This window comes from Streptosporangium sp. NPDC049376 (assembly GCF_044466505.1).
GTDB lineage: Bacteria > Actinomycetota > Actinomycetes > Streptosporangiales > Streptosporangiaceae > Streptosporangium.
Genome location: NZ_JBITMT010000021.1, coordinates 1 through 20,513, shown reverse-complemented (window position 1 = coordinate 20,513; position 20,513 = coordinate 1). Strand labels below are relative to the sequence as shown.

Genomic DNA, 20,513 nt, shown 5'->3' with positions numbered 1-20,513 from the left:
CACGGACAACCCAGCACGGACCCAAGGGAGGTCTGCCATGTTACGCAAGACCCATCTGGCCCTGATCGTGGCCCTCGGCGCCGGCGTCGTCTCCGTCGGCGCCGCGGCGGCGGCCGAATCGGCGTCAGGCCACTCCGGATACCAGGCGTACACCGTGATCAAGAACGCCGAGGGGGCGGCCGTCGGCACCCTCAGGATCGACCACGAACGCTACGGCAAGTCCAGGGTGACCGTGGCCGTCAAGGGCCTGACCCCCGGCTACCACGGTTTCCACATCCACACCGCCGGGATCTGCGACCCCAAGTCGACCGATCCGGCGACCGGCAGCCCCTTCTTCAGCGCGGGCGGCCACTTCAACCTCGGCACCGGCGGCCACGGCGACCACACGGGCGACCTGCCCGCCCTGCTGGTCGGCGCGGACGGCACCGGGAACGCGTCGGTGGTGACCGACCGCTTCCGGGTCGGCCAGCTCCTCGACAAGGACGGCAGCGCGGTCATCGTCCACGGCCTGCCCGACAACCTCGCCAACATCCCCTCCCGTTACGCCGACGCCAACGGCAAGACGGGGCCGGACGAGGCGACGCTCAAGACCGGTGACGCGGGCGGGCGGATCGGCTGCGGCGTGATCACCGGGCGCTGACCCGTTCCCCGGCCCGGTCCTCGCCGGGACCGGGCCTGGGAGGGGTCTCAGGCGATCAGGCCCCACGGTTCCGAGATCCGCGAGGCCAGGCGCGGCTTGGCGTCGGCCCACCACAGGACGGACCTGGCCAGGGTCGCCGCCGGGTCGGTCACCTGACGCGTCGGCTCGAACGGGTCGGCCATGCTGGTGTAGCTCTCGAACATGCCCAGCAGCCGCACCGCCTGGAGCTGGATGGGCGACAGGTGCTGCTCGGCGAAGGGCAGGAAGAAGCGGTGCCAGCGCCTGGGCGAGATGAACGGCGGCACGGCCACCGGCGGGATGCCCCGTTCCGCGCGCCAGCCGTTGAGCGTGCCGCAGGTGACGTCCAGGAGCGTCTGCAGGGTCATGCAGGCGCCGCCGCCCGCGATCGTCTCGACCCTGAGGCCCTCCGGCGGCGGCCCGGTGACGGCCTCCGCGATCACGTCGGCCACCAGGTCGACCGGCGCCACCTCCGCGTATCCCCCCGGTTCGCCGATCACAGCCGCGGCGAGCCCGGAGACCAGGGTCTGCAGCAGCGTGTACGGGCCGGAGAAGCGGGCTATCGACCCGTCGTCGTCCCGGCCGAGGATCAGCGGCGGCCGTACGATCGTGACCGGGCCCCGGTGGCGTTCCCGCACCAGCTCCTCGCACCTGGCCTTGGACCACTCGTAGCCGTTGCGGTAGCGCCCGAACCCCTCGTCCTTGGCGTAGGGGTCGTCGGAGCCGCCGACGTAGGCCGTCGAGACGTGCACCAGGTGGGTCTCCGGCGTGAGCAGGCCGAGCACCGCGTCGAGCGGCCGGACGTTGGAGTCGAGCGCCTCCTGCGCGTTCATCGTCCACCGGGTGGAGGCCGCGGCGTGCACGACGACGTCCCAGGGGCCCCGCAGTTCCTCGGGGGGCGGCCGGACGCCGATCTCCCAGCCGATCTCGCCCTCCCCCTGGGGGCGTCTGGCCACCCGGACCAGCTCGACGGGCGCGCTCCCGAGGGCACGGCACAGCTCGGTGCCGACCACCCCGGTCGATCCCGTCAGCAGCACCCGCCGCGCGCCGCCCACACGGTCGCTCATACGGCGGCCCGCAGCACCAGGGACACGTTGTGCCCGCCGAAGGCGAAGGAGTTGGACAGCGCGACCGGCGAGCCGATCCGCCTCGGCGCCCCCGCGACGAGGTCGATCCCGTCGGCGCACTCGCTCTTGCCGAAGTTGGCCACCGGCGGCACCAGCCCCGCCTGGGCCACACCGAGCGAGATCACCGCCTCCAGTGCCCCGGCCGCGCCGATCAGATGACCGACGACGCCCTTGGGGGCGGTCACCGGCGGGCAGCGGTCGCCGAAGCAGGTGGCCAGCGCGCGGGCCTCGGCCCGGTCGTTGAGGTAGGTGGAGGTGCCGTGCGCGTTGACGTGGCCCACGTCGGAGAAGGACAGCCCCGCGTCCCGTACGGCCATGGCCATGCAGGCGGCCGCGGCCTCGCCGTCCTCCCGGGGCGCGACGATGTGGTGGGCGTCGGAGGTGCTCCCGTAGCCGAGCACCTCCCCCAGTACGGCGGCGCCCCGCCGTCTGGCGTGCTCCCAGTCCTCAAGAACCAGGAACGCCGCGCCCTCCCCCATCACGAAGCCGTCGCGGTCGGCGTCGAAGGGACGGCAGGCAGCCGCCGGGTCGTCGTTGCGGCCGGACAGCGCGCCGATCCGCGCGAAGGAGGCCATCACCATCGGGGTGACCGGAGCGTCGACACCCCCGGCGACCATGACGTCGCACTCACCGGAACGGATCTTGAGCATGGCCTCGCCGATGGCCGTCGCCCCGCTGGCGCAGGCGGTGGCGTAGGTCAGCGTGGTGCCCCTGGCCCCCAGCCGCATGCCGATCCTGGCGGCCGCGGAGTTCGACATGATCTGCGGCACGGTGAACGCCGGAATCCTGGCCGGGTCGTGTTCGCAGCGCCGCAGCACCTCCTCGGTCGCGCCCAGGCCCGCGACCCCGGTGCCGACCGCGACCCCGACCCGCTCGGGCGCGAGGTCCTCAAGCCCGGCCCCCTCGGCGGCGTCCGCCGCGGCGGCCAGGGCGAGCGTCGTGCCGCGGTCCATCTGGCGCCGCTGGCGGAGGGTGAGGTAGTGGTCGAGGTCGAACTCCGGGACGGTGCACGCGAACGTCACCGCGACCTCGTTCCTGACCAGCTCCTCGACCGTCGCCGCGGTCGGCCGGGCCTCGATCAGCCGCCCCAGAAGCGCCTCGACGGTGTTGCCCGCAGGGGACTTCACCCCGAGGCCGGTCACCGCGACCCGTCTGCGGCCGCTCATGCCGGGTGCGCCGAGATCCGCGCGGCCACCAGGTCGACGGCGTGACCGATGTTGCGCATGTCGAGGAGGTCCTCGATCTGCATCCGGACGCCGAGCGCCCGTTCGAGCCGTGCCCCGATCTCCATGAGTTCGAGGCTGTCCACGGCGTACTCCGCGCCCAGGTCCGTCTGCTCGCCGATCTCGGCCTGGTCGACCCCCAGGACCTCGGACACCTTCTCGATCATCAACTCGGATATTTCGGCTCGGTTCATCGTCGTTCTCTCATCAGGTGTGGTGCTTGGGGGCCAGGGACGGCGCGCACTCGTCCAGGTCGAGCGAGGCGGGCACGCCCAGCGCGCGCCTGCCGAGGAACTGCCGGGTCGCGACGGGGGTCGGCGGGTGGAAACGGACGGCCTGGGCGTCCCGCCACAGCCGCGCCAGCACGCCCCCTCTGGCGTAGGACGCCCCGCCGCACGCCTCGGCGATCGCCGAGACGAGGTCGGGCACCGTACGCACCGCCTGCTGCTTGACCGCGAGCGCGGCGGGCAGGAGCCGCTGCGGGTCGGCGCCGGCGTCCATCCCGGCGGCGACGGCCGCGCAGCCCGCCTCCAGGGTCAGCAGCGCCGCGTACGGGTCGCCGAGCGCCGCCTGGTAGCTCGGCAGCCGCGCCCTGGTGCTGCCCAGGTGCGCGATCCGCTGGGTGCCGAGCAGGTCGCGCCCGGCACCCAGGGCCGACTCGGCCAGCCCGAGGTAGACCGCGGTCGCGGTCAGCGAGAACCAGATGACGCCCGCCGCCAGGACGTCGTCGTCCTCGGCGCCCGCGGGGGCCTGGTAGAAGACCAGTTCGTCGGGGATCACACAGCGGTCGAGCACCAGGGTGTTGGAGGCGGAGCCGCGCATGCCCATCGCGTCCCAGTTCTCCACCACGCTCAGCCCGGGGGCGTTGGTCGGCAGCATCGCGACCAGGACCTGCGGGGCGGCGCCGTCCTGGCCCGGGGCGGCCACCTGGAGGCAGACCAGGTCCGCCTCCGCGGCCAGCGAGCACGGGTACTTCCTGCCGGTCACCTCCCAGCCGCCGGGCACCCGCTCGGCGGTCAGTGTGGACCTGGTCGCCGAGCCGCCCAGGTTGGGTTCGGCGAAGGCGGAGGCGACCAGCCGGTTCTGGGTCGCGATGGCCTCGATGAGCAGCCACGACACGTCGGTGTTGCGCCGCCAGTGCTCGACCGTCAGGCCGATGGTGAAGATGTGCATGTTCACCGCGACCGCGAGCGCCGGGTCGGCCCTGCCGAGCAGGCGCTGCGCGGCGCACGACTCCAGCAGGCTCGCGCCCTTGCCCTGGAAGTCCGTGGGGATCGCGAGGGCGGGCCAGCCGATCCTCCGCAGCAGGTCGAGGCTCGCCGGGTCGGGGCGGCCGCTCTCGTCGGCCGCCGCCGCGCCCGCCGCGATGCTCTCCAGGGCGTCTGCGGGCATGAGGGCGCCGACGTCCGGCCACAGCTCACCGGACGGGAGGCCGGTGCTCGCCGTCGTGCTCACCCGCGTCCTCCCCATGCCGCCCCGGCCTCCTTCAGCGCGTCGTCGAGTACGGCCATCGCCCGTCCGACCTCGGCCGGGCCCGCCACCAGCGGCGGGAGCAGCCGAAGGGTCCGCGGCCTGCTCAGGCACGGGGAGACCAGCAGGCCGCGTCTGGCCAGTCCCATCTGGACCTCGCCCGCCAGTTCGGTCCCGGCGAAGTCGACGCCCCACAGCAGTCCTCTGCCGCGGACGTCGGCGACCAGCCCGGGATTGTCCTCGCGCAGCGTCCGCAGGCCCTGTTCCATCAGCCGGGCCAGCTCGGCGCCGTTGTCCGCCGCGGCCTCGATCTCGGCCAGCGCGGCCGGGACCGCGGCCGTCGCCAGGGGGTGTCCGCCGAAGGTCGCGGTGTGCCGGAACGGGTCCTTCAGCAGCGGCTCGTAGAGGGCGTCGGAGCAGACCAGGGCGGAGACCGGCACGACGCCGCCGCCGAGCGGCTTGCCCAGCAGCACCGCGTCCACCTCGATCCCGGCCGCGAGCGCGACCGAGGGGTCGCCGCAGCGCCGCAGGCCGCACTGGATCTCGTCGGAGACCGTGAAGGCGCCCGCCCGCCTGGCGTCGGCGCTCCAGCGCCGCAGCACCTCGGTCTCCAGCGGGCGCACGCCGTTCTCCCCCTGCACGGGTTCGAAGACGATCGCCGCGACGTCGGTCTCGGCCGTCACCCGCGCCACCGCCTCCGGGTCGTCGGGGGCGACGTGCAGCACACCGTCGAGCAGCCCGGTCAGGCCGTCGCGGAAACGGTCGTGGTGGGTCAGGCCGAGCGCGCCGAGCGACTTGCCGTGGTAGCCGCCCTCGACCGCGACGACGACGCGCCTGCCGGTCGCCAGGCGGGCGAGCTTCACCGCGGCCTCGACGGCGTCGGCGCCGTTGATGCCGAAGTAGACCCGGTTCAGGCCGCCGCCGAGATACTCGCTGACCTGTTCGGCCGCCAGGGCGGAGACCGGGCTGGCCAGGCTCCTGGTGGAGGTCGGCATGACGTCGAGCTGGCGCCGTACGGCGTCCACGACGGCCGGGTTGCGGTGGCCCAGGAGGGTCACCGCGTAGGAGCCGAAGTCCAGGACCGAGCGGCCGTCCGACAGGAGCACCTCGCAGCCCGAGGCGCTCTCCTCGACCGCGCCCTGGCCGGCGAACTTGCCGCTCAGTGCGATCCCCGGGGACATGTGCCGCTGAATCCTGCGGAAGGTGACCCGTGCGATGTCGGGAGCCGCGGCCCCCGGCGGGGCGGACGGTTCCAGCACGTGGCGATCCAACGTTTCCCTTTCCTTACCTTCTGCGTGCCCGGTGAGAACACGGACCCGCGTTGTGCCGTGCGGTCAGGCGCGGTCAGGCGACGGGACTGACGTCGCTGTTGCGGGTGCTCAGCCGGGTCAGGATGGCCCTGGAGTTCTCCTCAAGGGCGCGGGCCGCGACCGGGTTGAGCATGTCCGCCATGAGCGGGATGCCGATGTCGAACTCGACGTGCAGCTCGATCGTCGTCCGTCCGGCGCCGTCGTCGGTGACCTGCCAGTAGCCGTCGAAGTAGGCCAGGTCCCCCTCGATCTGCTCGAACTCGATCCTGCGGCGCTCGTGGTCCACGTTGTCCCGTTCGACCCACTCCAGTTCGGAGCCCTTCAGCAGCACCGCCCATCGGCTGGTCCTGCCCGTCTCCGACTGGTCGAGGATCGTCACGTCGACCACCTCGTCCATGTAGGTGGGGTAGTCCTCGCAGTCGAGCAGCACCTCCCAGATCCGCTGGGCGGGCTCGGCGCTCGTGTGCGTCGTCGTCACGGTGGGCACTGTCGTCTCTTCTCTCTTCGGCGGGCGGGTTCGGGGGCGTCAGGACCAGGCCGCGGGGAACGCGGTGGGCAGTCCTGAGGCCTCGTTGAGGGGCAGCAGCGTCCTGGTGAGCCTGAGCGCGGGGAACAGTCCGGAGGGCCCGCGGATCGAGGCGGGGGGCGTGGTGAAGCCGAGGTCGCGCTCCAGTTCGGCGACGTAGTCGCCCACCCTGGCCGCGGCCTCGCGGGCGGCGGGGACGTCGGCGGCCAGCGCCACGGCGCGGGCCGCCGACAGGCCGCGCTCGATCTCCTCCTCGTCGAGTCCCGCGTACGGGTCGGCCAGCACGTCGTGCTCGTCGGGCGGCAGCCCCTCCCGCAGCAGGGACCGTACGGCCAGCGCGCGCACGACGGTGTCCCTGGCGACGAACCTCGCCACCTGCAGGAGCCCCTCGTCGAGGGTGCCGAGCAGGTCCTCGTAGCTGGCGTGGACCTCGAAGAGCAGCTCGAAGACGCCGAAGCACTCGTGGGCGGCCCATCTGCGCGGGTCCCGCACCGGGGTCAGGCCCGTCTCGCGGCTCTCGTCGTTCACGTCGTGCTCCAGTCGATCGAAAGCCACAGCAGGTCCTCCCGTGCCAGCTCGCGGTGCGTCCGCGTCATCTCCGTGCTCGCGCCGGTCCAGCTCCAGCCGGGTTCGCCGAGGGGGGCGAGCTCCCGCTCCGGCCCCTCGGCCCCGCGCAGCGCCCACCGGTGGACGAGGGCGCGCCCGCCGTGGGTGTGCCAGGTCTTCAGCCCCGCGGCGGGGGTCAGGCACACCGCCGGGTCGTCCGGCAGGTCGAGCCTGGCCGCCAGCCCGTCGAAGAGCTCCCCGGTGCGGCGCAGGTAGTCGTGGGCGTCCCCGGTTCCGGCGGGCAGGTCGAGGAAGCGCCCGTACAGCGCGGCCAGTTCGGTGTCGCCGAGCCGGTCGAGTTTGGCTCCGACCCACTTCTGCCCGAAGCACAGCTCGCCCCTGGCGGTGGCCAGCGCGTCGAGCGCGGCGACCCCGGCCCTGCCGAGCCGTTCGGCCGCGGCCAGCGGCCTGGTCTCGCGCAGCAGTTCGCAGGCCAGCCGGTAGCGCACCGCCTCCGTCCGCCACCAGCGGACCGTCGCGTCGGCGACGGGCTTGCGCCGCTCGCGCTGCCAGTCGAGCCAGTCCTGGTCTCCCCGCAGCGGCAGGCCGAGGATCAGCCGGTTGAGCTGGGCGAGCTTCCTGCGGTAGTCCCGCCAGGCGGAGCGGTCCGCCTTCGCCGTTTCGCCGGGGGCGCTCAGGGCGTCGGCCGCGCGCCGGATCGAGTCGGCCCTGATGTAGTTGACGTCGACGGCGACGCCGAGGCTGAAGGAGGTGATGGGCAGGCCCGTCACCTTCGTGCTCTCGACGACGACGTGGACGTCGACGTCGCTCATCGGGGTGCCGAACCCGTGCACCACCGAGCCGGCCGCCGACATCAGCAGGGGCTCGCCGAAGCTGGTGTCCACCTCCGCGACGAGGTCGCCGGTCGTCCTGCCGTGCGCGGCCAGGCGCGCGCCGAGATATCGCGCCATGTCGTCAGGCGATGTCAAGGGGTCTCCTTCTAGTACAGGTCGTATTTCTGGCGCCGGTAGTCGAAGGCCGTCGCGGCGACGGCCCCCAGGACCACGGCGCAGCAGCCCAGGACGCCGATCGACTGCAGGACCGGACCCCACTCCCCCCGCCCCGAGGTCGCCTCGTCCAAAGCGCGCAGGGCCCAGTGGTGCGGGGTCAGCACACCGACGGCCCTGGACAGGGCGGGCAGGTTCCCGTCGGGCACGATCGCGCCGCCGACACTGCCCGCGGTGATCAGGAAGATGTAGAACAGGCTCTCGAAGGTCGAGGTGTCGGCGGTGACGAGATAGAGCACCACCCCCATGGCGCAGCTGACGCTGAGCAGCGTGACCGCGATCGCGAGCAGCTGCCACACCGAGCCGTGGACGGGCGTGCCGTAGAAGACGACGGCGATGGCGGTGAACAGGCTCAGCTGCGTCAGGCCGATCCCCGCGATGGGCAGGATCTTGCCGAGCAGGAAGGCGCCCCTGGGGGGCCGGTGGAGCGCCTGCCGCACCCAGGTGTTGCTGCCGAACTCGCGAAACAGCGCCAGGCCCGTGTAGTGGGTGGTGGTGAAGCTGAACATGACCGCGATGCCGAGCATGGCGCGCCCGTGGCTGCCCTCCCCCGCCACGGCGGAGCCGAGGGTCAGGGCCAGGGTGGCGGGCACCGCGAACATGAAGACCAGCGGGGTGCGCATCCGCCACAGCACGAGCAGTTCGGTCGTGGCGTAGCCCGCGGCGACCGACCAGAACCCGGCCCTGTCCTTGGTAGAGCCCTCAGTCGTTCTCACCGACGCTCCCGCGTAGTTCGGGGTCCAGGGAGATGATCTCCCGCAGGTTCCTGCTGGTCAGCCGTACGGACTCGACGGCGGAGGCGGCGTGGCCCTCCCGCGCCCAGCGGGCGAGGGTCTCGGCGGCCTGCCCGACCGTCCCGGGGGCCGGGGCGCGCAGCGTCAGCGGGCCGTCCTCGCCGCCGACCCGCATGAGCAGCTCGCTGTGGTAGCCGCCGAGCAGGTCCCGCAGCGGGCCGACGCCGACGACGGTGCCGCCGGAGACGACCGCGACGTGGGTGCAGGTCTCCTCGATGTCCTCGGGGTAGTGCGAGGTGACGATCATCGCGTCGCCGTCCTGGCGCCACCGGGCCATCAGGGCGACCAGCCTGGTCCTGGTCTCGAAGTCGAGCGCGCTGGTCGGCTCGTCGAGGAAACGGAGCCTTGGGGCGTGGACGAAGCTCGCCGCGATGTGGGACAGCCGCTCCCACCCTCCCGAAAGGCGGTGCACCGGGGTCCGCGCGACCTTCGCCAGGCCGAAGTCCTCGATCGCCCGTTCCGTCGCGGCGGCGACCCGCCCGCGCGGCAGGACGAGCCTGGCGGCGTGGGTGAGGTTCTCGGCGACGGTGAGCTTCTTGTAGAGGGAGATGCGCTGGCCGGCGACGCCGACGTGCCGCCGGGTGTCCCCGCCCGTCCCCTCCTGGCCGAGGACGACCTCTCCGGCGCGCCTGCCGGGCACGATGTCGAGGATCGCGTTGATGAGGGTGCTCTTGCCCGCGCCGTTGCGGCCGAGGACGCCCAGCACCTGGCCCCCGCGCAGCCGCAGCGTGACGCCGGTGAGGACCGGCGGGGAGTCGCCGTAGGCGAAGGACAGGTCCGTGACGGCCAGCAGGTGGTCCCCGGTGGCCTGGTCCGCGGGGGTCCCGCCCTCGCGGGTGAGGCCGCTCATGACAGCCGCGCCGCGACGACGCCGGCCACCCTGTGGGCGTTCGCCATGGCGGTCAGGGACGAGTTGGTCGCGCCCGAGGTCGGCATGAAGCTGGAGTCGGCCACGAACAGCCCCCTGGCCTCGAAGCACTCGCAGTCGCGGTCCAGTACGGCCTGCGCGGCGTCGTCGCCGAAGACCGCGCCGCCGTGGTGGTGCGCGGAGACCAGGTCCTCGCCGGAGGGGACGGGGTGCACCCGGGTCTCGACGGCGCCGAGGGCACGCCCGATCCTGGGGAGGATGGCGGTGACGCGTTCCTGCAGGAGCAGGTCGGCCGGGTGGGGGGTGTAGGTCACCGTCGGCACCCTGGCGCCGAAGGCGTTCCTGCGGGCGCTGAGTGAGACGAACTTGCCCGCCGAGGGCAGTGACTCGCCCTTGAAGCTCACCTTGACCACGTAGTGCCCGCGTTCCGCCCGCAGGAAGCGGGCCAGTTCCGGGCCGCGCATCCGCAGGTTGCGGACGTGCCTGGCCGGTGACTCGGCGACGTAGGCGTCGTAGAGGGCGAACTTGCCGCCCTTGCGCAGCGGGCCCGTCTCCCCGAGGTCGTAGAAGTCCTTGATCACGACGTTTCCGTAGAGTCCCGCCAGTCGGTCGGCCAGGTCCCGCTCGCGCGGTTCCGCGGTCACCAGGTAGGCGGTGCGTTCCAGGGTGAAGGTGAAGCGCCTGCCGAGCAGGCCGTTGCGGTCGGGCAGGTCCGAGCTGAGCAGGATGCGGTTGGTCTCCAGGGCGCCCGGGGCGAGCACCACGGTGCCGCACCTGATCCGCCGGGTCCGCAGGTCTCCGGCGTCGTCGCGCTGGAGGTACTCCACGCCCTGGACGACTCCCCCGTCGACCAGGACGCGGGAGACGTAGCAGCCGCCGAGCAGGCGCACCCTGGGGTCCTCGCGCAGCGTGCCGTACAGGTCGACGTACCAGTTGGGGCGGGCCAGCATCGGTCGGCCGCGTTCGGCGGCGCGCCCGGTGACGGGCGAGACCGGGCAGGTGTCCCAGGCGCGCCCGCCCAGGCAGCTCTGCCCGACGTAGGCGTTCAGGCCGTCACGGCCGAGCCGGTCGACCATCAGCCGTTCGAGGTGACTCGGCCCCGGCCTCTCCAGGTACGGCCCGCCGTCGAAGTCCCGGTAGGCGGCCTCGGTGTGGCCGTAGGCGCAGCCGAAGGGCCGCAGCCTCCCCTGGATGTGGGCGTAGGCCCGGTCGAGTTCGGCGAAGTCGATGGGCCAGTCGCGCACCTCGGGGCCGAGGGCGCCGCCGTACGCCGAACGCATCCGCAGGTCACTGGGGCGGAAGCGGGACAGCTGGCCGTACCAGAGCCAGGAGCCGCCGCCGGCGAGCCGGGAGGCCCACCACTTGCGCAGCCGCGCCGGGCCCGCGCCGGGGGTCCGCAGGAGCACGTGGTCCTCCCGGGGGTCGACGGTGAGCGGGCGGTCGAGGATCAGGCTTCGCTCGCCGGGGAAGGCGTGGCCCTCCGGCTCCCAGAAGGCGCCCCGGTCGAGGACGGCGACGTCGCCGGCGCCGGAGGCGCCGAGCAGCCGTTCGAGGACGGGGGCGCCGGTGAGCCCGAAACCGACGACGACCGCGTCAGCCGAGCTCGTCCATCGGGTGCTCATAGCCAACCTCCCTCCGCCAGCGCGGGGATGAGAACAGCACGTCGTTGACGCAGGCGCACACCGACTCGGCGGACGCGCGGGCCCGCTCGTCGGGGCCGTCGAGGACGCGCCTGAGGTCCTCCCAGCCGCGTACGTCCGCCCCGGCCAGGTCCGCCGAGCCGAGCCCGCGCTCCCGCGCCGCCGTGAGCACCTGCCCGGCGAGCGGCTCCAGGGACGCCTCAGGCAGGCCGTAGGCGTCCAGTACGGCCGCCACGACGTCCGCTAGAGCGTCGTCGCTCGCCATTTCTTCTCCTGTTCGGTGGGCTCGTCGGCCAGGGAGCCGTGCGCGCGCAGCCACGCCAGCGTCTCGCGCAGGCCGTCGGCGAGCGGGGTGGCCGCCCCCGCTCCCGTCCGGTCGAGACGGGTGGTGTCGAGCGTCAGCTCCAGGTCGCGGAAGGGGAAGTAGGCCCGTGCCGGGACCTCCTCGTCGTGGACGTGCACCGCCCTGTGCCCGGTCCCGGCGATCTCCGCGAGCAGGCCGAGATAGTCGGTGAAGGAGCAACTCCCCGGCCCGCCGACGTTGTAGACGCCGGGGGGAGGCGTCCCGGCGCACGCCGCGGCCACGGTCTCCGCCAGGTCGCGGACGTGGCAGAACTGGATCCCGGTACGGCCGTCGCCCGGCACGAAGATCGGCTGCCCGGTGAGCATCCTGGCCCACAGGAAGCTCTCCCTCGGCTCGGTGTTGCGCGGGCCGTACACGTAGGGCGGCCGCAGGACCGTCAGGCCGGGCAGGCCGGACAGCAGCCGCTCGCACCGCGCCTTGTCCTCGCCGTAGCCGCCCCAGGCGGGGTCGCCGTCCGCCGGGTCGTCCTCGTGGAAGGGCGGGCCCGCGTGCCCACGCCGGTAGACCGCGGCCGAGCTGACGTAGACGTACCGGACGGCCCCGGCCACGGCGGGCGTGTCCAGGACGTTGCGCACGTGGACCGGCTCGGTGCCCGAGACGTCCACGACCACGTCGTAGCTCCCGCGCAGGACGGCGCGCGTCGAGGCCGCGTCCCGCCGGTCGGCGACGACCTGGACGATCCTGGAGTCCCACAGCGGCCGTGTCCCCCGGTTGAGCACGGTCACCTCGCAGGAGGGCAGCAGCGCCTCGACCACCGCCCGCCCGACGAACCGGGTGCCGCCGAGCACCAGTGCCCTGGTCATGGGCCCGGAACGGTGACGGGTACGGCGGCGAGCCTGCGCCAGGCGTCCTGGAGCAGGTGGTCGATCCGCTCTGCTCCCTCAAGACGCAGGATCGGCACCCTGGAACCGACGCCCGTCAGGAACGCCTCGGCCCGCGCCCTGAGGTCGGCGGCCAGGTGCTCGCCGATCCCGGACCACCAGTCCTCCTCCGGGTTGTCCGGGGTGTAGACGTTGGGCCGCATGAGGGAGGCGATCTCCCCGGGGTCCGTGACCTCGCGCAGCAGGGGGTCGCGTCCCCTGGCGACGTCCGGCAGCACGATCATGCCGAGCGGCGCGCTCAGCTCGAAGTCGGCGCCGGTGATCGAACGCAGGCTGGTCAGCGGGACGGTCACCTTGGAGTCGCTCTCGCCGCGCCACAGGCGCTCCTCGTCGACCCCCCGGTAGTCCTCGGGGATGAAGGTGTCCCAGCTTCCCGGATACTTCTGCAGCGTGCCCGCCAGGACCCGCAGGCGGGTGGGGATGCCGAAGACCCGCAGCCGCCCGGTGGCCGGGTCCTCGGCCAGGTGGACCTTGTCGACCGACAGCGGCCTGGCGCCGGTCCTGACGATCGCGTCGAGGAAGCAGGTCGTCTTGCCCGAGCGCTTCGGCCCGGAGAACAGGACGGCCCTGCCGTCGACGACGACGGCCGAGGCGTGGACCTGCAGCTGCCCGCGAACCTCCAGGGTGCGCTGGATGACGTGCAGGATCAGCAGCGCCAGGTCCTTGTGGACGGTCGGCGCGGCCGGGTAGGCGCCGCCGACGACGAACGTCAGGCGGGTGTAGCCCGCGTCGGCCAGCAGCCAGGTGGGGGTCTTCACCGTGCGCAGCAGCACGGCCTCCCCCGCCCGCCAGTGCTCGACGGGGAGCCTGCCCTTCTCCGTGCTGCAGTAGGAGATCATCGCGGGCGCCGGGGCGGCCAGCCGGGCGGCGGCCTCCTCAAGGCGCCGCACCAGGGCGTCGTCCGCGACGAACGTCATCTCGACGTCGGGACGTCCCCCCGCGGGCGGGCCCGTGTGCGAGCCGAGGTAGGCGTGCAGGGCCTCGAACAGGGTCTGGTCACCGCAGCGCACGTCCAGTTCGAGGCCCGCGACGTTCCAGGCCGCGGCGACCTCGCACCGGGCCTTGGCCGCGGCGTCCTCGACGTCGCCGAGCAGTTCCTCGGCGCCGGTCAGAGCACTCACTTGTCTCACTCTCCGAACTCGGGACGGTCGGTGGTCACGCGGGGGCCCGACGGGCGGCGCAGCACGGTGTGGGGTGTGGAGAAGCCGTTGAACTGCGAGGAGTAGGCGGTGGTGTACGCGCCCGCCGAGCCGACGAACAGCAGGTCGCCCTCGGCCAGGTCCTCGGGCAGCTCGACGCCGGTCGCGAAGGTGTCCTGGCTGTCGCAGGTGGGCCCGGTGACGTTGTACCTGCGCGGCGGGCCGCTCTCCCGCTCTCCGGAGATCGGGTAGACCAGCGCGCCCGCGGTCTCCAAGACCTCCATCATCCCGTTGAAGACGCCCAGGTCGGTGTGGGCCCACCAGGTCCCGCCCCTGCGGACGACCTGCAGGACCCGGCAGACCATGACCCCGGCCTCGGCGACCAGCGCGCGTCCCGGCTCGGCGACGACCTCGACGGGGTACGGCAGCGCACTGAGGAGACCGGTTATGTGCCGTCCGAATTCCCCGATGCCGGGGACCGGCTTGTCATAGCGCGCCGGAAATCCGCCGCCGATGTCGAGCATGGCGATTCTCACGCCTTTTTCGGCGAGCCGTTCCATGATTTCGGCCGCGTCGCGCAGCGGAGCGTCCCAAGCGTGCGGATCCGTCATCTGGGAACCGACGTGAAAGGCGATTCCATGGGGTTTCAACCCCATTTTTCCGGCGCCGAGGAGAAGGTCGCAGACATCGTCCTTCGAGACGCCGAATTTCCCCTCGCTCGGCACGACGCTGGCCGCCTGGCCGGTGCCGAGCCTGGCGTAGACGTGCGCTCCCGGCGCCGCCTGTGACAGTTTCGCCATTTCGTGCGGCGAATCGACACAGAAACGCCACACTCCGGCGTCGTGGCAGCGGGAGATGTGCTCGCGGGGCCGTACGGGATTGCTGTAGAGCACCTCGGCCGGGTCGACGCCCACGCTCGTGAGCAGTTCGAGTTCGGGGTGGGAGGCGATCTCGAAGCCGCAGCCGAGCCCCCGCAGGTGCCGCAGCAGCGCCGGGTCGGGGTTGCACTTGACCGCGTAGTGGACGCCGACCGAGGGGAAGGCCGCGCGGAAGCCGGTGAAGGCGGCGGTGACGAGGTCCTCGTCGAGGATCAGGCAGGGGGTGGCCAGGCCGGCGTCGCCGGAGACGGGCACGGCGGGTGTCAGGTGCGCGGGGATCGTCACGGGCCCTCTCCCAGGATCTCTCCGAGGAGGGCGCGCGCGGCCTCCAGGTTCTCCAGGTGCCGCCGCGGGGAACGGCCTCTGACCAGGACCTGGAAGTTGTAGGTCCGCAGGTGCCACAGCAGGCGCAGGATCGCGATCTGCCGGGTGAAGACGGCCCGGTCCCTTCCGGATCGTTCCAGGTAGCGCGACAGGACGGTCTCCTCCTGCGCGGCCGTCAGCCAGTCGGCGCGCATCTGGTTGAAGTCCGCCGCCGCGACCCGGAACCGCGCCGCCTCCCAGTCGAGCGTCCACAGCTCCCCCGACCGGTCGACCAGCCAGTTGCCCCGGTGCACGTCGCCGTGGCACAGGCAGGGCCGTTCGTCCTCGAAGCAGGCCATCGCGCCGGTGAGCAGGTCGGCCGCGCCGGTGAGCTCGCCCGCGTGGTCGGGCAGCAGCTCGCACTCGCGCCGCAGCAGGCCGAGCAGGTAGGCGGGCACCGCCGTACGGCTGAGCGGCCCGCCGACGTCGCCGAGACCGTCGGCGGGGATCGCGTGCACGTCGAGGAGCCGGTCGGCCAGCGCGGTCAGCACCTCGGGGTCGTCCCAGTCGGGGGTGTGACCGTCGACGAACTCGAAGACGGCGAACCGGTCGTCACCCTGTTCGTCCGGGACGACCTGCAGGATCTCGGGCACCCTGATCCGGCCGGGCAGCAGGGGACCGACGAGGCGCTCCCCGGCGAAGGTCTGGCCGTAGCAGGGGTCGTCCAGGACCCGGTGCCTGACGAACACCGCTCTTCCGCCGAGGGTCGCGGCGTAGGTGTTGTTCAGCGGCCCCTTGGTGATGGGCCGCCCGGCCGCGCAGAGCCGCCGCAGGTCGTGATGCGTCCACTCACCCACGGGCGAACTCCTCGGGCGAGAGCAACCGGGGGAGCTTGTCGACCGACTTCACCCAGTAGTGGCTCTCCCTGATGGGGTTCGCCGCGGGGCCGGGCAGGCCGTGGCCGCCGTCGAGGGCGAGCCTGCAGTACAGGTCGGGCATGTTGACGCCGAGCGTGGCCAGGAAGTAGATCGACGAGTAGAACCTGGCGGGCTGTACCTCGGTGGGCAGCGCCGTGCCGTCGTGGCCGTAGGTGAAGTCGACGCCGATGATGCCGTGCGGCCGCGCGCAGACCGCCCGCACGCACCGCAGCGCCAGCTCGTGCAGTTCCTCGTCCCAGAAGGTGCGCTGCGCCCCGGTGATGCCGGTGACGCCGGAGACCGACAGCGTCGCGTACTTCCAGGAGACCCGTTCCCTGAGCTGGGAGCAGACCAGCTCACCGTCGTTCCAGAGCCCGCTGAGCGTGGCGGTCCGCTTGGACAGGTGCTCGGCCGCGGTGAAGTGGCCCCAGCCGGAGTGCTCGTCGAGCCAGGCCGTGGCCAGCGGCATCGACCCGGTCGCGATGGAGCCCGCTCCCCCGCTGCCGCTGCGGCGGCGCAGCCACACCTTGGGGTGGCGCGCCATGATCTCCTCCAGGTCGGCCGGTGAGTCGACCAGGACGGTGTCGGGAACGGGCAGCTCCGCCTGCCTGAGGGCCTGCCAGGTGGCCCACTTGTCCTCCATCCTGTGGTGGTCGTCCCGGTCGGGAAGGAGGGTGGGCGCGACGAGGTCGTCTCGGGACTCGGCGACGGCGAGCAGTTCGGGGCTGGTGTCGGCGGCGTAGATCAGGTCGGCCGACTCCCGCCCGGCGATGTCGTTGACCTGTTTCACCAGGTCGGCGGGGTCGTTCCAGGAGACGAGGTAGCGGGCGTCCGCCTCGCTGGCGTGGAAGTCCTCAAGGGTGGTGTCGACGCCGACGGTCCGGTATCCCCCGGCCAGGGCGAGCGAGCGGGAGAAGTTCAGTCCCGTGCCGTCGCCGGAGCCGACGATGAGGACGGTACGGAGGTCAGAGGACGGGGACATGGGGGAGTCCAAAGGTCGCCGGGTGACTGCGGATCTTGTCACGCAGGTCGGCGGGGGCCTCGCCCTCGGTGCGCACCCAGGGGTAGAGGGGCTCGGTCAGCTCGGGGTTGACGAAGTACATCAGGGACATGCGCCGGTCGAGGCCGAGGTTGCGCACCTGGTGGTCCAGCGCGCCGACCTTTCCCCCGGTGAGCTCGGCGAAGACCGAGCCCGGCATCAGGACGACCTCGTCGGGGGCCATCTCGACCGGCAGGCACTCCCCGTCCGGCCAGATCTCAAGGCCGGGGGCGGTGGTGTGGATGACGGTGACCAGGTGGCCGTCCTCGTGCCGGTCCTGGAGCAGGTCGCGCTCCCCGTCCGCGTGGGTGTAGTTGTTGACCTGCAGGTAGGAGGCCGCCTCGAAGGAGGGCGCCTGCGCGTCCCCGATGATTCCCGCGACGTGGCCGACGACGTCGGAGACGAGCGCGGACAGGTGGTTCCGCCAGGCCAGGAGCGCGTCCGTCAGGGAGGTCAGCTCCGCGGAGTTCGGCACGAGGTCGAGCCGGTCCGACCACAGCGTGAAGCAGTCGTTCAGGTCCGGCCGGTCCGCGGTGATCGAGTACTCCATGCCGAGCGGGCGGTAGCCGAAGTTGCAGTCGGCGCTTGAGTAGCGCGCCTTGGTCGCGTCGGGCAGGGAGAAGAAGCGCCGGCACTCGTCCAGGGCGGTGGCCAGGAGAGCGGCCTCCTTCGCGCCCAGTGTTATGCGCGCATAGCCGACCCCGAGTAGTTCTCGAGCGTAGTCAAGGGTCTTGTGTGGCATTTCGAGGATGTCCCCCGTCGTACGAAGGTTTGGCGGTGGCAAATGCCAGGCAGAGCGCGATCGCGCGGCCGTCGGTCACTGGTCTCCCGACCAGCGCCGCGAGCGAGTGTATAGGAGGTGATCAAAGCAAATAAATGGTGAATTTTCAGATTAAAGTCACCCAAAGTTGCGACTTCGCTACGCACCTAAATGACCGCAGACCAACTCGGATGTGCCGTACGCGAGGGGAACTCATGTTTTTGGGTTACGGACGCAAGCGGAGAACTCTCCAGATAACGCTCTCTCAATTCCGGACACGATACGACCGAGGCGTTCCGGTCGGTCCGGAACTGCGTCCCCACCCCTCACGGCATCCCGTACCGCCACCCGGACCGCCGGTTTCGGACAGGACTTTAATAATTTATTCGCGTCACTAATGAGAACGGTCCAAGGGAGGGAACAAAGCGTTTTCCCCATGGTCAACGGGCTTCCGGCATGGCACACTGATCGCGCGCCGGGCCCCTTGAGGGCGAACCGAGGGTGAACCGAGGGCGGACCGGCCGACGGCGTGCCCGCGCGCATCCACGCGTGTCCCGGGCCGTCCATGTCACGGACCTTCCACCGGCCCGGCGATCTCCCCGGCGGTGTGGAGCGTTCCGGACCTCCCCCGCGACCCGCGAAGGAACCGACCGTGGACCACAGCCTCTCCCCCGCATCCGGGGACATCCCGGGGCAGGCGCCGGTGATCGCCGTCTTCGACCTGGACGGCACCCTGGTCAGGGGCGAGTGCGGCGAGTGGTTCCTGCGCTGGCTGATGCGGCGGCGGCCGTGGCGGCTCGCGCTCCTGCTTCCCGCCCTCCCGGTGATCGCCACGTTGCGGGCGCTGCCCAACGTCAGGACGCGCAGGGCCGCCCTGTCGGGGCTCTGCTGGTTCGCCACCGTCGGCAGCGACGACGCGGAACTCGACCGGCTGGCCGGCGTCTTCGCGGCGGGGCACGCGGGAGCGGGTTCGGCCAACCCGATGCGCGCGGGACTGGACCGGCTGCGTGAACACCTCTCCCGGGGCGACCGGGTCGTGATCGCCAGCGGCTCGGGGGCGCGCGTCGTCAGGGCGGTCTGCGCCGAGCTCGGGCTGGACGGCGTGGAGATCGTCGCCACCCGGGAGAGGCGGCGGCTCGGCGGGCTCGTGGTCGGCGAGCGCTGCCTCGGTGAGGGAAAGGTGCTCATGCTGCGGGCGGCGGGGGTACCGGTGCCCTTCGGCTACGCCTACTCCGACAGCGCGGCCGACCTGCCGCTGCTGCTCGCCGCCCGGCGCCGGTTCGCGATCAGCCCGTCGGCCCCCCATCTGAGGCGCATCATGGCCGGGACCGACGGCGACTGCGCGGTCCTGCCGTGGCGAACGGAGCCGTCAGGCCGGTGACCGCCCTCCGCGGGGAGGGTCTCAGATCCCGTACTCGACGGTGAGCACCGCGCGGGCCAGGGCGTGGTGGTTGATCGTGCCGGAGAAGATCGCGGCCGTCTGGCCGGGGGTGACCTCGGCGCTCCGCACGCCGAGGGCGTGGACGGCGAAGACGTAGCGGTGCGGTGGCCCGGGAGGCGGGGCGGCCCCGCCGAAGTCGAAGGTGCCGTAGTCGTTTCGTCCGTGGATCGCGCCGCCCGGCAGACCCTTCATGTCGCCGCTGCCCGCTCCGCGCGGCAGCTCGGTCACCTCCGCCGGGATGTCGACCAGCAGCCAGTGCCACCAGCCGCTGCAGGTGGGCGCGTCGGGGTCGAAGCAGGTGACCGCGTAGCTCACCGTCCCCTCGGGGGCGCCGGACCAGCGCAGGTGCGGGGAGAGGTTGCCGGACTCGTAGACGTGCGCGTCGGGCAGGACCCCGCCGTCCACGAGGTCGTCGCTGACGACCTCGAACGCCGGAACCCGGCGCAGATGGGCATAGGGCAGCGGCGCACGCTCGGCCATCGTTCTTCCGTTTCTCCTCGGGAAGCGCCGGCCTCCCGCCGGACGTCATCCGGCAGTGGATTGTTTCTCCGCCCGGAACCTTTGTCAAGGGTTGACAATTGTATGGGACCTGAGGGCATACTCCGCTTTTGGAGCATCAATGGCAAAGCGGGGTTGCCAGTCGGCACCCGGCGTCACGCGACGATCCTGCGCCCGGCCGACCAGACGATTCACAAACCCGCATCCGACAGCGCGGAGTTTCCATGAGCAATCCATTCGAGGATGGAAACGGCATTTCCTCCCCCCGGCCCTCGGCGCGGTTCCGCGCTCTTCCCGGCCCTGTCCTCAGAAATTCCGCGCGTCGCAGGTGCCGTACGGCCTCGCCGCCCTCCTGAGCGACTCCCCGGTCTTCTCCTTCCGGCCCCACGCCGCTCGTATCGGGCGGCCGTACGCCCGGTTACCAGGGGTGACCGTCCGGGCGGACACGGGACGGACTTCTCTGACTTTCCTCTCGCGGGCGAATCCGAATTCAAACGCGAGCTTACCGGGGGCGGTGTGGTTCATGCCCTCCCGGCGTTCCACCGATGTCCTTCCGGCGTTCTCCCGGCGTCGGCGCCAAGGACCACACCAGAGTACGGAGTTTCCATGAGCAATCCATTCGAGGACGAAGACGGGCGCTACCTCGTCCTGGTCAACGGTGAGGGCCAGCACTCCCTGTGGCCTTTTTCCCAGGAAATTCCCAGGGGATGGGAGGTGGCGCTCGGGGAAAGCAGCCGCCGGGACTGTCTTGAATTCGTCGAGGCGAACTGGACCGACATGCGGCCCCGCGGCCTCTCGGCGTCGCGGGAAGGTCTCCCGGCCTTATGAGAAGAGCCCCCGCTCCCGGTCGTGCCCGGCGTGTTCCGTCCCGTCGGCGGCCGGGCGGCTCCCTGGTCGCCGTGTCATGAACCAGGAGGCCCGATGAACCCGCTTTCCCGCCGTGAGAGTCTCGCCCGGTTGTTCGAGGCGCGGGTCGCGGCGGACCCCGGCGCCGAAGCCGTGGTCTGCGGCACCACCCGCCTGACCGCCGCGGAGCTCAACGCCCGCGCCAACGCCCTGGCCTG

Annotated in this window: 22 protein-coding genes; 3 read left to right on the top strand and 19 right to left on the bottom strand. The window is 72.2% G+C overall.

Annotation, left to right across the window (positions count from 1 at the left end; all coding sequences use genetic code 11):
• Window positions 1–37: 37 nt before the first annotated feature.
• Window positions 38–640 (top strand): superoxide dismutase family protein, encoded by a 603-nt coding sequence (locus ACIBVQ_RS33820; RefSeq protein WP_352013264.1) that lies wholly within the window; start codon window positions 38–40, stop codon window positions 638–640.
• A gap of 47 nt (window positions 641–687) precedes the next feature.
• Here the strand turns inward: ACIBVQ_RS33820 and ACIBVQ_RS33815 are convergent, their stop codons facing one another.
• The 18 genes from ACIBVQ_RS33815 to ACIBVQ_RS33730 all read right to left on the bottom strand — a co-directional run bounded on the left by ACIBVQ_RS33815 (window position 688) and on the right by ACIBVQ_RS33730 (window position 17,492).
• Window positions 688–1,725: an SDR family oxidoreductase gene (locus ACIBVQ_RS33815; protein ID WP_352013263.1), complete on the bottom strand. Its 1,038-nt coding sequence runs from the start codon at window positions 1,723–1,725 to the stop codon at window positions 688–690.
• Complete coding sequence (locus tag ACIBVQ_RS33810) at window positions 1,722–2,951, bottom strand: beta-ketoacyl-[acyl-carrier-protein] synthase family protein (RefSeq protein ID WP_362783841.1); 1,230 nt, start codon at window positions 2,949–2,951, stop codon at window positions 1,722–1,724. Before ACIBVQ_RS33810 ends, ACIBVQ_RS33815 begins: the two co-directional genes overlap by 4 nt.
• Window positions 2,948–3,202 carry an acyl carrier protein gene (locus ACIBVQ_RS33805; RefSeq protein WP_352013261.1) on the bottom strand — a complete coding sequence of 85 codons (255 nt, stop codon included), beginning with the start codon at window positions 3,200–3,202 and terminating at the stop codon, window positions 2,948–2,950. The genes ACIBVQ_RS33810 and ACIBVQ_RS33805 overlap by 4 nt, the downstream gene beginning before the upstream one ends.
• Window positions 3,203–3,215: 13 nt before the next feature.
• Window positions 3,216–4,463 (bottom strand): acyl-CoA dehydrogenase family protein, encoded by a 1,248-nt coding sequence (locus ACIBVQ_RS33800; protein ID WP_362911845.1) that lies wholly within the window; start codon window positions 4,461–4,463, stop codon window positions 3,216–3,218.
• The gene (locus ACIBVQ_RS33795; protein WP_399182527.1) at window positions 4,460–5,749 is read right to left on the bottom strand and encodes an aspartate aminotransferase family protein; all 1,290 of its coding nucleotides are present in this window, start codon (window positions 5,747–5,749) and stop codon (window positions 4,460–4,462) included. Before ACIBVQ_RS33795 ends, ACIBVQ_RS33800 begins: the two co-directional genes overlap by 4 nt.
• 73 nt (window positions 5,750–5,822) lie before the next feature.
• The gene (locus tag ACIBVQ_RS33790; protein WP_352013258.1) at window positions 5,823–6,266 is read right to left on the bottom strand and encodes an SRPBCC family protein; all 444 of its coding nucleotides are present in this window, start codon (window positions 6,264–6,266) and stop codon (window positions 5,823–5,825) included.
• Window positions 6,267–6,314: 48 nt separating this feature from the next.
• Window positions 6,315–6,869, bottom strand: a complete 555-nt coding sequence (locus ACIBVQ_RS33785; protein ID WP_399182523.1) for a hypothetical protein — start codon at window positions 6,867–6,869, stop codon at window positions 6,315–6,317.
• On the bottom strand, window positions 6,839–7,849 hold the full coding sequence (locus ACIBVQ_RS33780; protein WP_362783829.1) for a hypothetical protein: 1,011 nt from the start codon (window positions 7,847–7,849) through the stop codon (window positions 6,839–6,841). The genes ACIBVQ_RS33785 and ACIBVQ_RS33780 overlap by 31 nt, the downstream gene beginning before the upstream one ends.
• Window positions 7,850–7,860: 11 nt before the next feature.
• Complete coding sequence (locus ACIBVQ_RS33775) at window positions 7,861–8,643, bottom strand: ABC transporter permease (RefSeq protein ID WP_399182521.1); 783 nt, start codon at window positions 8,641–8,643, stop codon at window positions 7,861–7,863.
• Window positions 8,630–9,571 carry an ATP-binding cassette domain-containing protein gene (locus ACIBVQ_RS33770; RefSeq protein WP_399182519.1) on the bottom strand — a complete coding sequence of 314 codons (942 nt, stop codon included), beginning with the start codon at window positions 9,569–9,571 and terminating at the stop codon, window positions 8,630–8,632. Before ACIBVQ_RS33770 ends, ACIBVQ_RS33775 begins: the two co-directional genes overlap by 14 nt.
• Complete coding sequence (locus ACIBVQ_RS33765; RefSeq protein ID WP_399182517.1) at window positions 9,568–11,211, bottom strand: GMC oxidoreductase; 1,644 nt, start codon at window positions 11,209–11,211, stop codon at window positions 9,568–9,570. Before ACIBVQ_RS33765 ends, ACIBVQ_RS33770 begins: the two co-directional genes overlap by 4 nt.
• Window positions 11,183–11,494 carry a hypothetical protein gene (locus ACIBVQ_RS33760; protein ID WP_399182515.1) on the bottom strand — a complete coding sequence of 104 codons (312 nt, stop codon included), beginning with the start codon at window positions 11,492–11,494 and terminating at the stop codon, window positions 11,183–11,185. The genes ACIBVQ_RS33765 and ACIBVQ_RS33760 overlap by 29 nt, the downstream gene beginning before the upstream one ends.
• Window positions 11,473–12,396 carry an NAD-dependent epimerase/dehydratase family protein gene (locus tag ACIBVQ_RS33755; protein WP_399182513.1) on the bottom strand — a complete coding sequence of 308 codons (924 nt, stop codon included), beginning with the start codon at window positions 12,394–12,396 and terminating at the stop codon, window positions 11,473–11,475. The genes ACIBVQ_RS33760 and ACIBVQ_RS33755 overlap by 22 nt, the downstream gene beginning before the upstream one ends.
• Window positions 12,393–13,595, bottom strand: coding sequence for a hypothetical protein (locus ACIBVQ_RS33750; protein ID WP_399182511.1), 1,203 nt, complete (start codon window positions 13,593–13,595; stop codon window positions 12,393–12,395). Before ACIBVQ_RS33750 ends, ACIBVQ_RS33755 begins: the two co-directional genes overlap by 4 nt.
• Before the next feature lie 5 nt (window positions 13,596–13,600).
• Window positions 13,601–14,776, bottom strand: coding sequence for a type III PLP-dependent enzyme (locus tag ACIBVQ_RS33745; RefSeq protein WP_399182509.1), 1,176 nt, complete (start codon window positions 14,774–14,776; stop codon window positions 13,601–13,603).
• On the bottom strand, window positions 14,773–15,651 hold the full coding sequence (locus tag ACIBVQ_RS33740; protein WP_399182507.1) for a phosphotransferase family protein: 879 nt from the start codon (window positions 15,649–15,651) through the stop codon (window positions 14,773–14,775). Before ACIBVQ_RS33740 ends, ACIBVQ_RS33745 begins: the two co-directional genes overlap by 4 nt.
• Entirely contained in the window at window positions 15,644–16,693 is a 1,050-nt protein-coding gene (locus ACIBVQ_RS33735) for a hypothetical protein (protein WP_352013247.1), read from the bottom strand. The genes ACIBVQ_RS33740 and ACIBVQ_RS33735 overlap by 8 nt, the downstream gene beginning before the upstream one ends.
• Entirely contained in the window at window positions 16,677–17,492 is an 816-nt protein-coding gene (locus ACIBVQ_RS33730; RefSeq protein ID WP_352013246.1) for a 2OG-Fe(II) oxygenase family protein, read from the bottom strand. The genes ACIBVQ_RS33735 and ACIBVQ_RS33730 overlap by 17 nt, the downstream gene beginning before the upstream one ends.
• A gap of 670 nt (window positions 17,493–18,162) precedes the next feature.
• On the opposite strand from ACIBVQ_RS33730, the gene ACIBVQ_RS33725 reads away from it, so the two are divergent.
• A complete protein-coding gene (locus ACIBVQ_RS33725) occupies window positions 18,163–18,891 on the top strand; it encodes a haloacid dehalogenase-like hydrolase (RefSeq protein WP_399182504.1) in 729 nt (242 codons plus the stop codon).
• Between the two features lie 21 nt (window positions 18,892–18,912).
• On the opposite strand, the gene ACIBVQ_RS33720 is transcribed toward ACIBVQ_RS33725, so the two are convergent.
• Entirely contained in the window at window positions 18,913–19,431 is a 519-nt protein-coding gene (locus ACIBVQ_RS33720) for a YbhB/YbcL family Raf kinase inhibitor-like protein (protein ID WP_399182502.1), read from the bottom strand.
• A 624-nt stretch (window positions 19,432–20,055) separates the two neighbouring features.
• Here ACIBVQ_RS33720 and ACIBVQ_RS33715 point away from each other — a divergent pair.
• A complete protein-coding gene (locus ACIBVQ_RS33715) occupies window positions 20,056–20,277 on the top strand; it encodes an MbtH family protein (protein WP_362911833.1) in 222 nt (73 codons plus the stop codon).
• Window positions 20,278–20,513 lie beyond the last annotated feature (236 nt).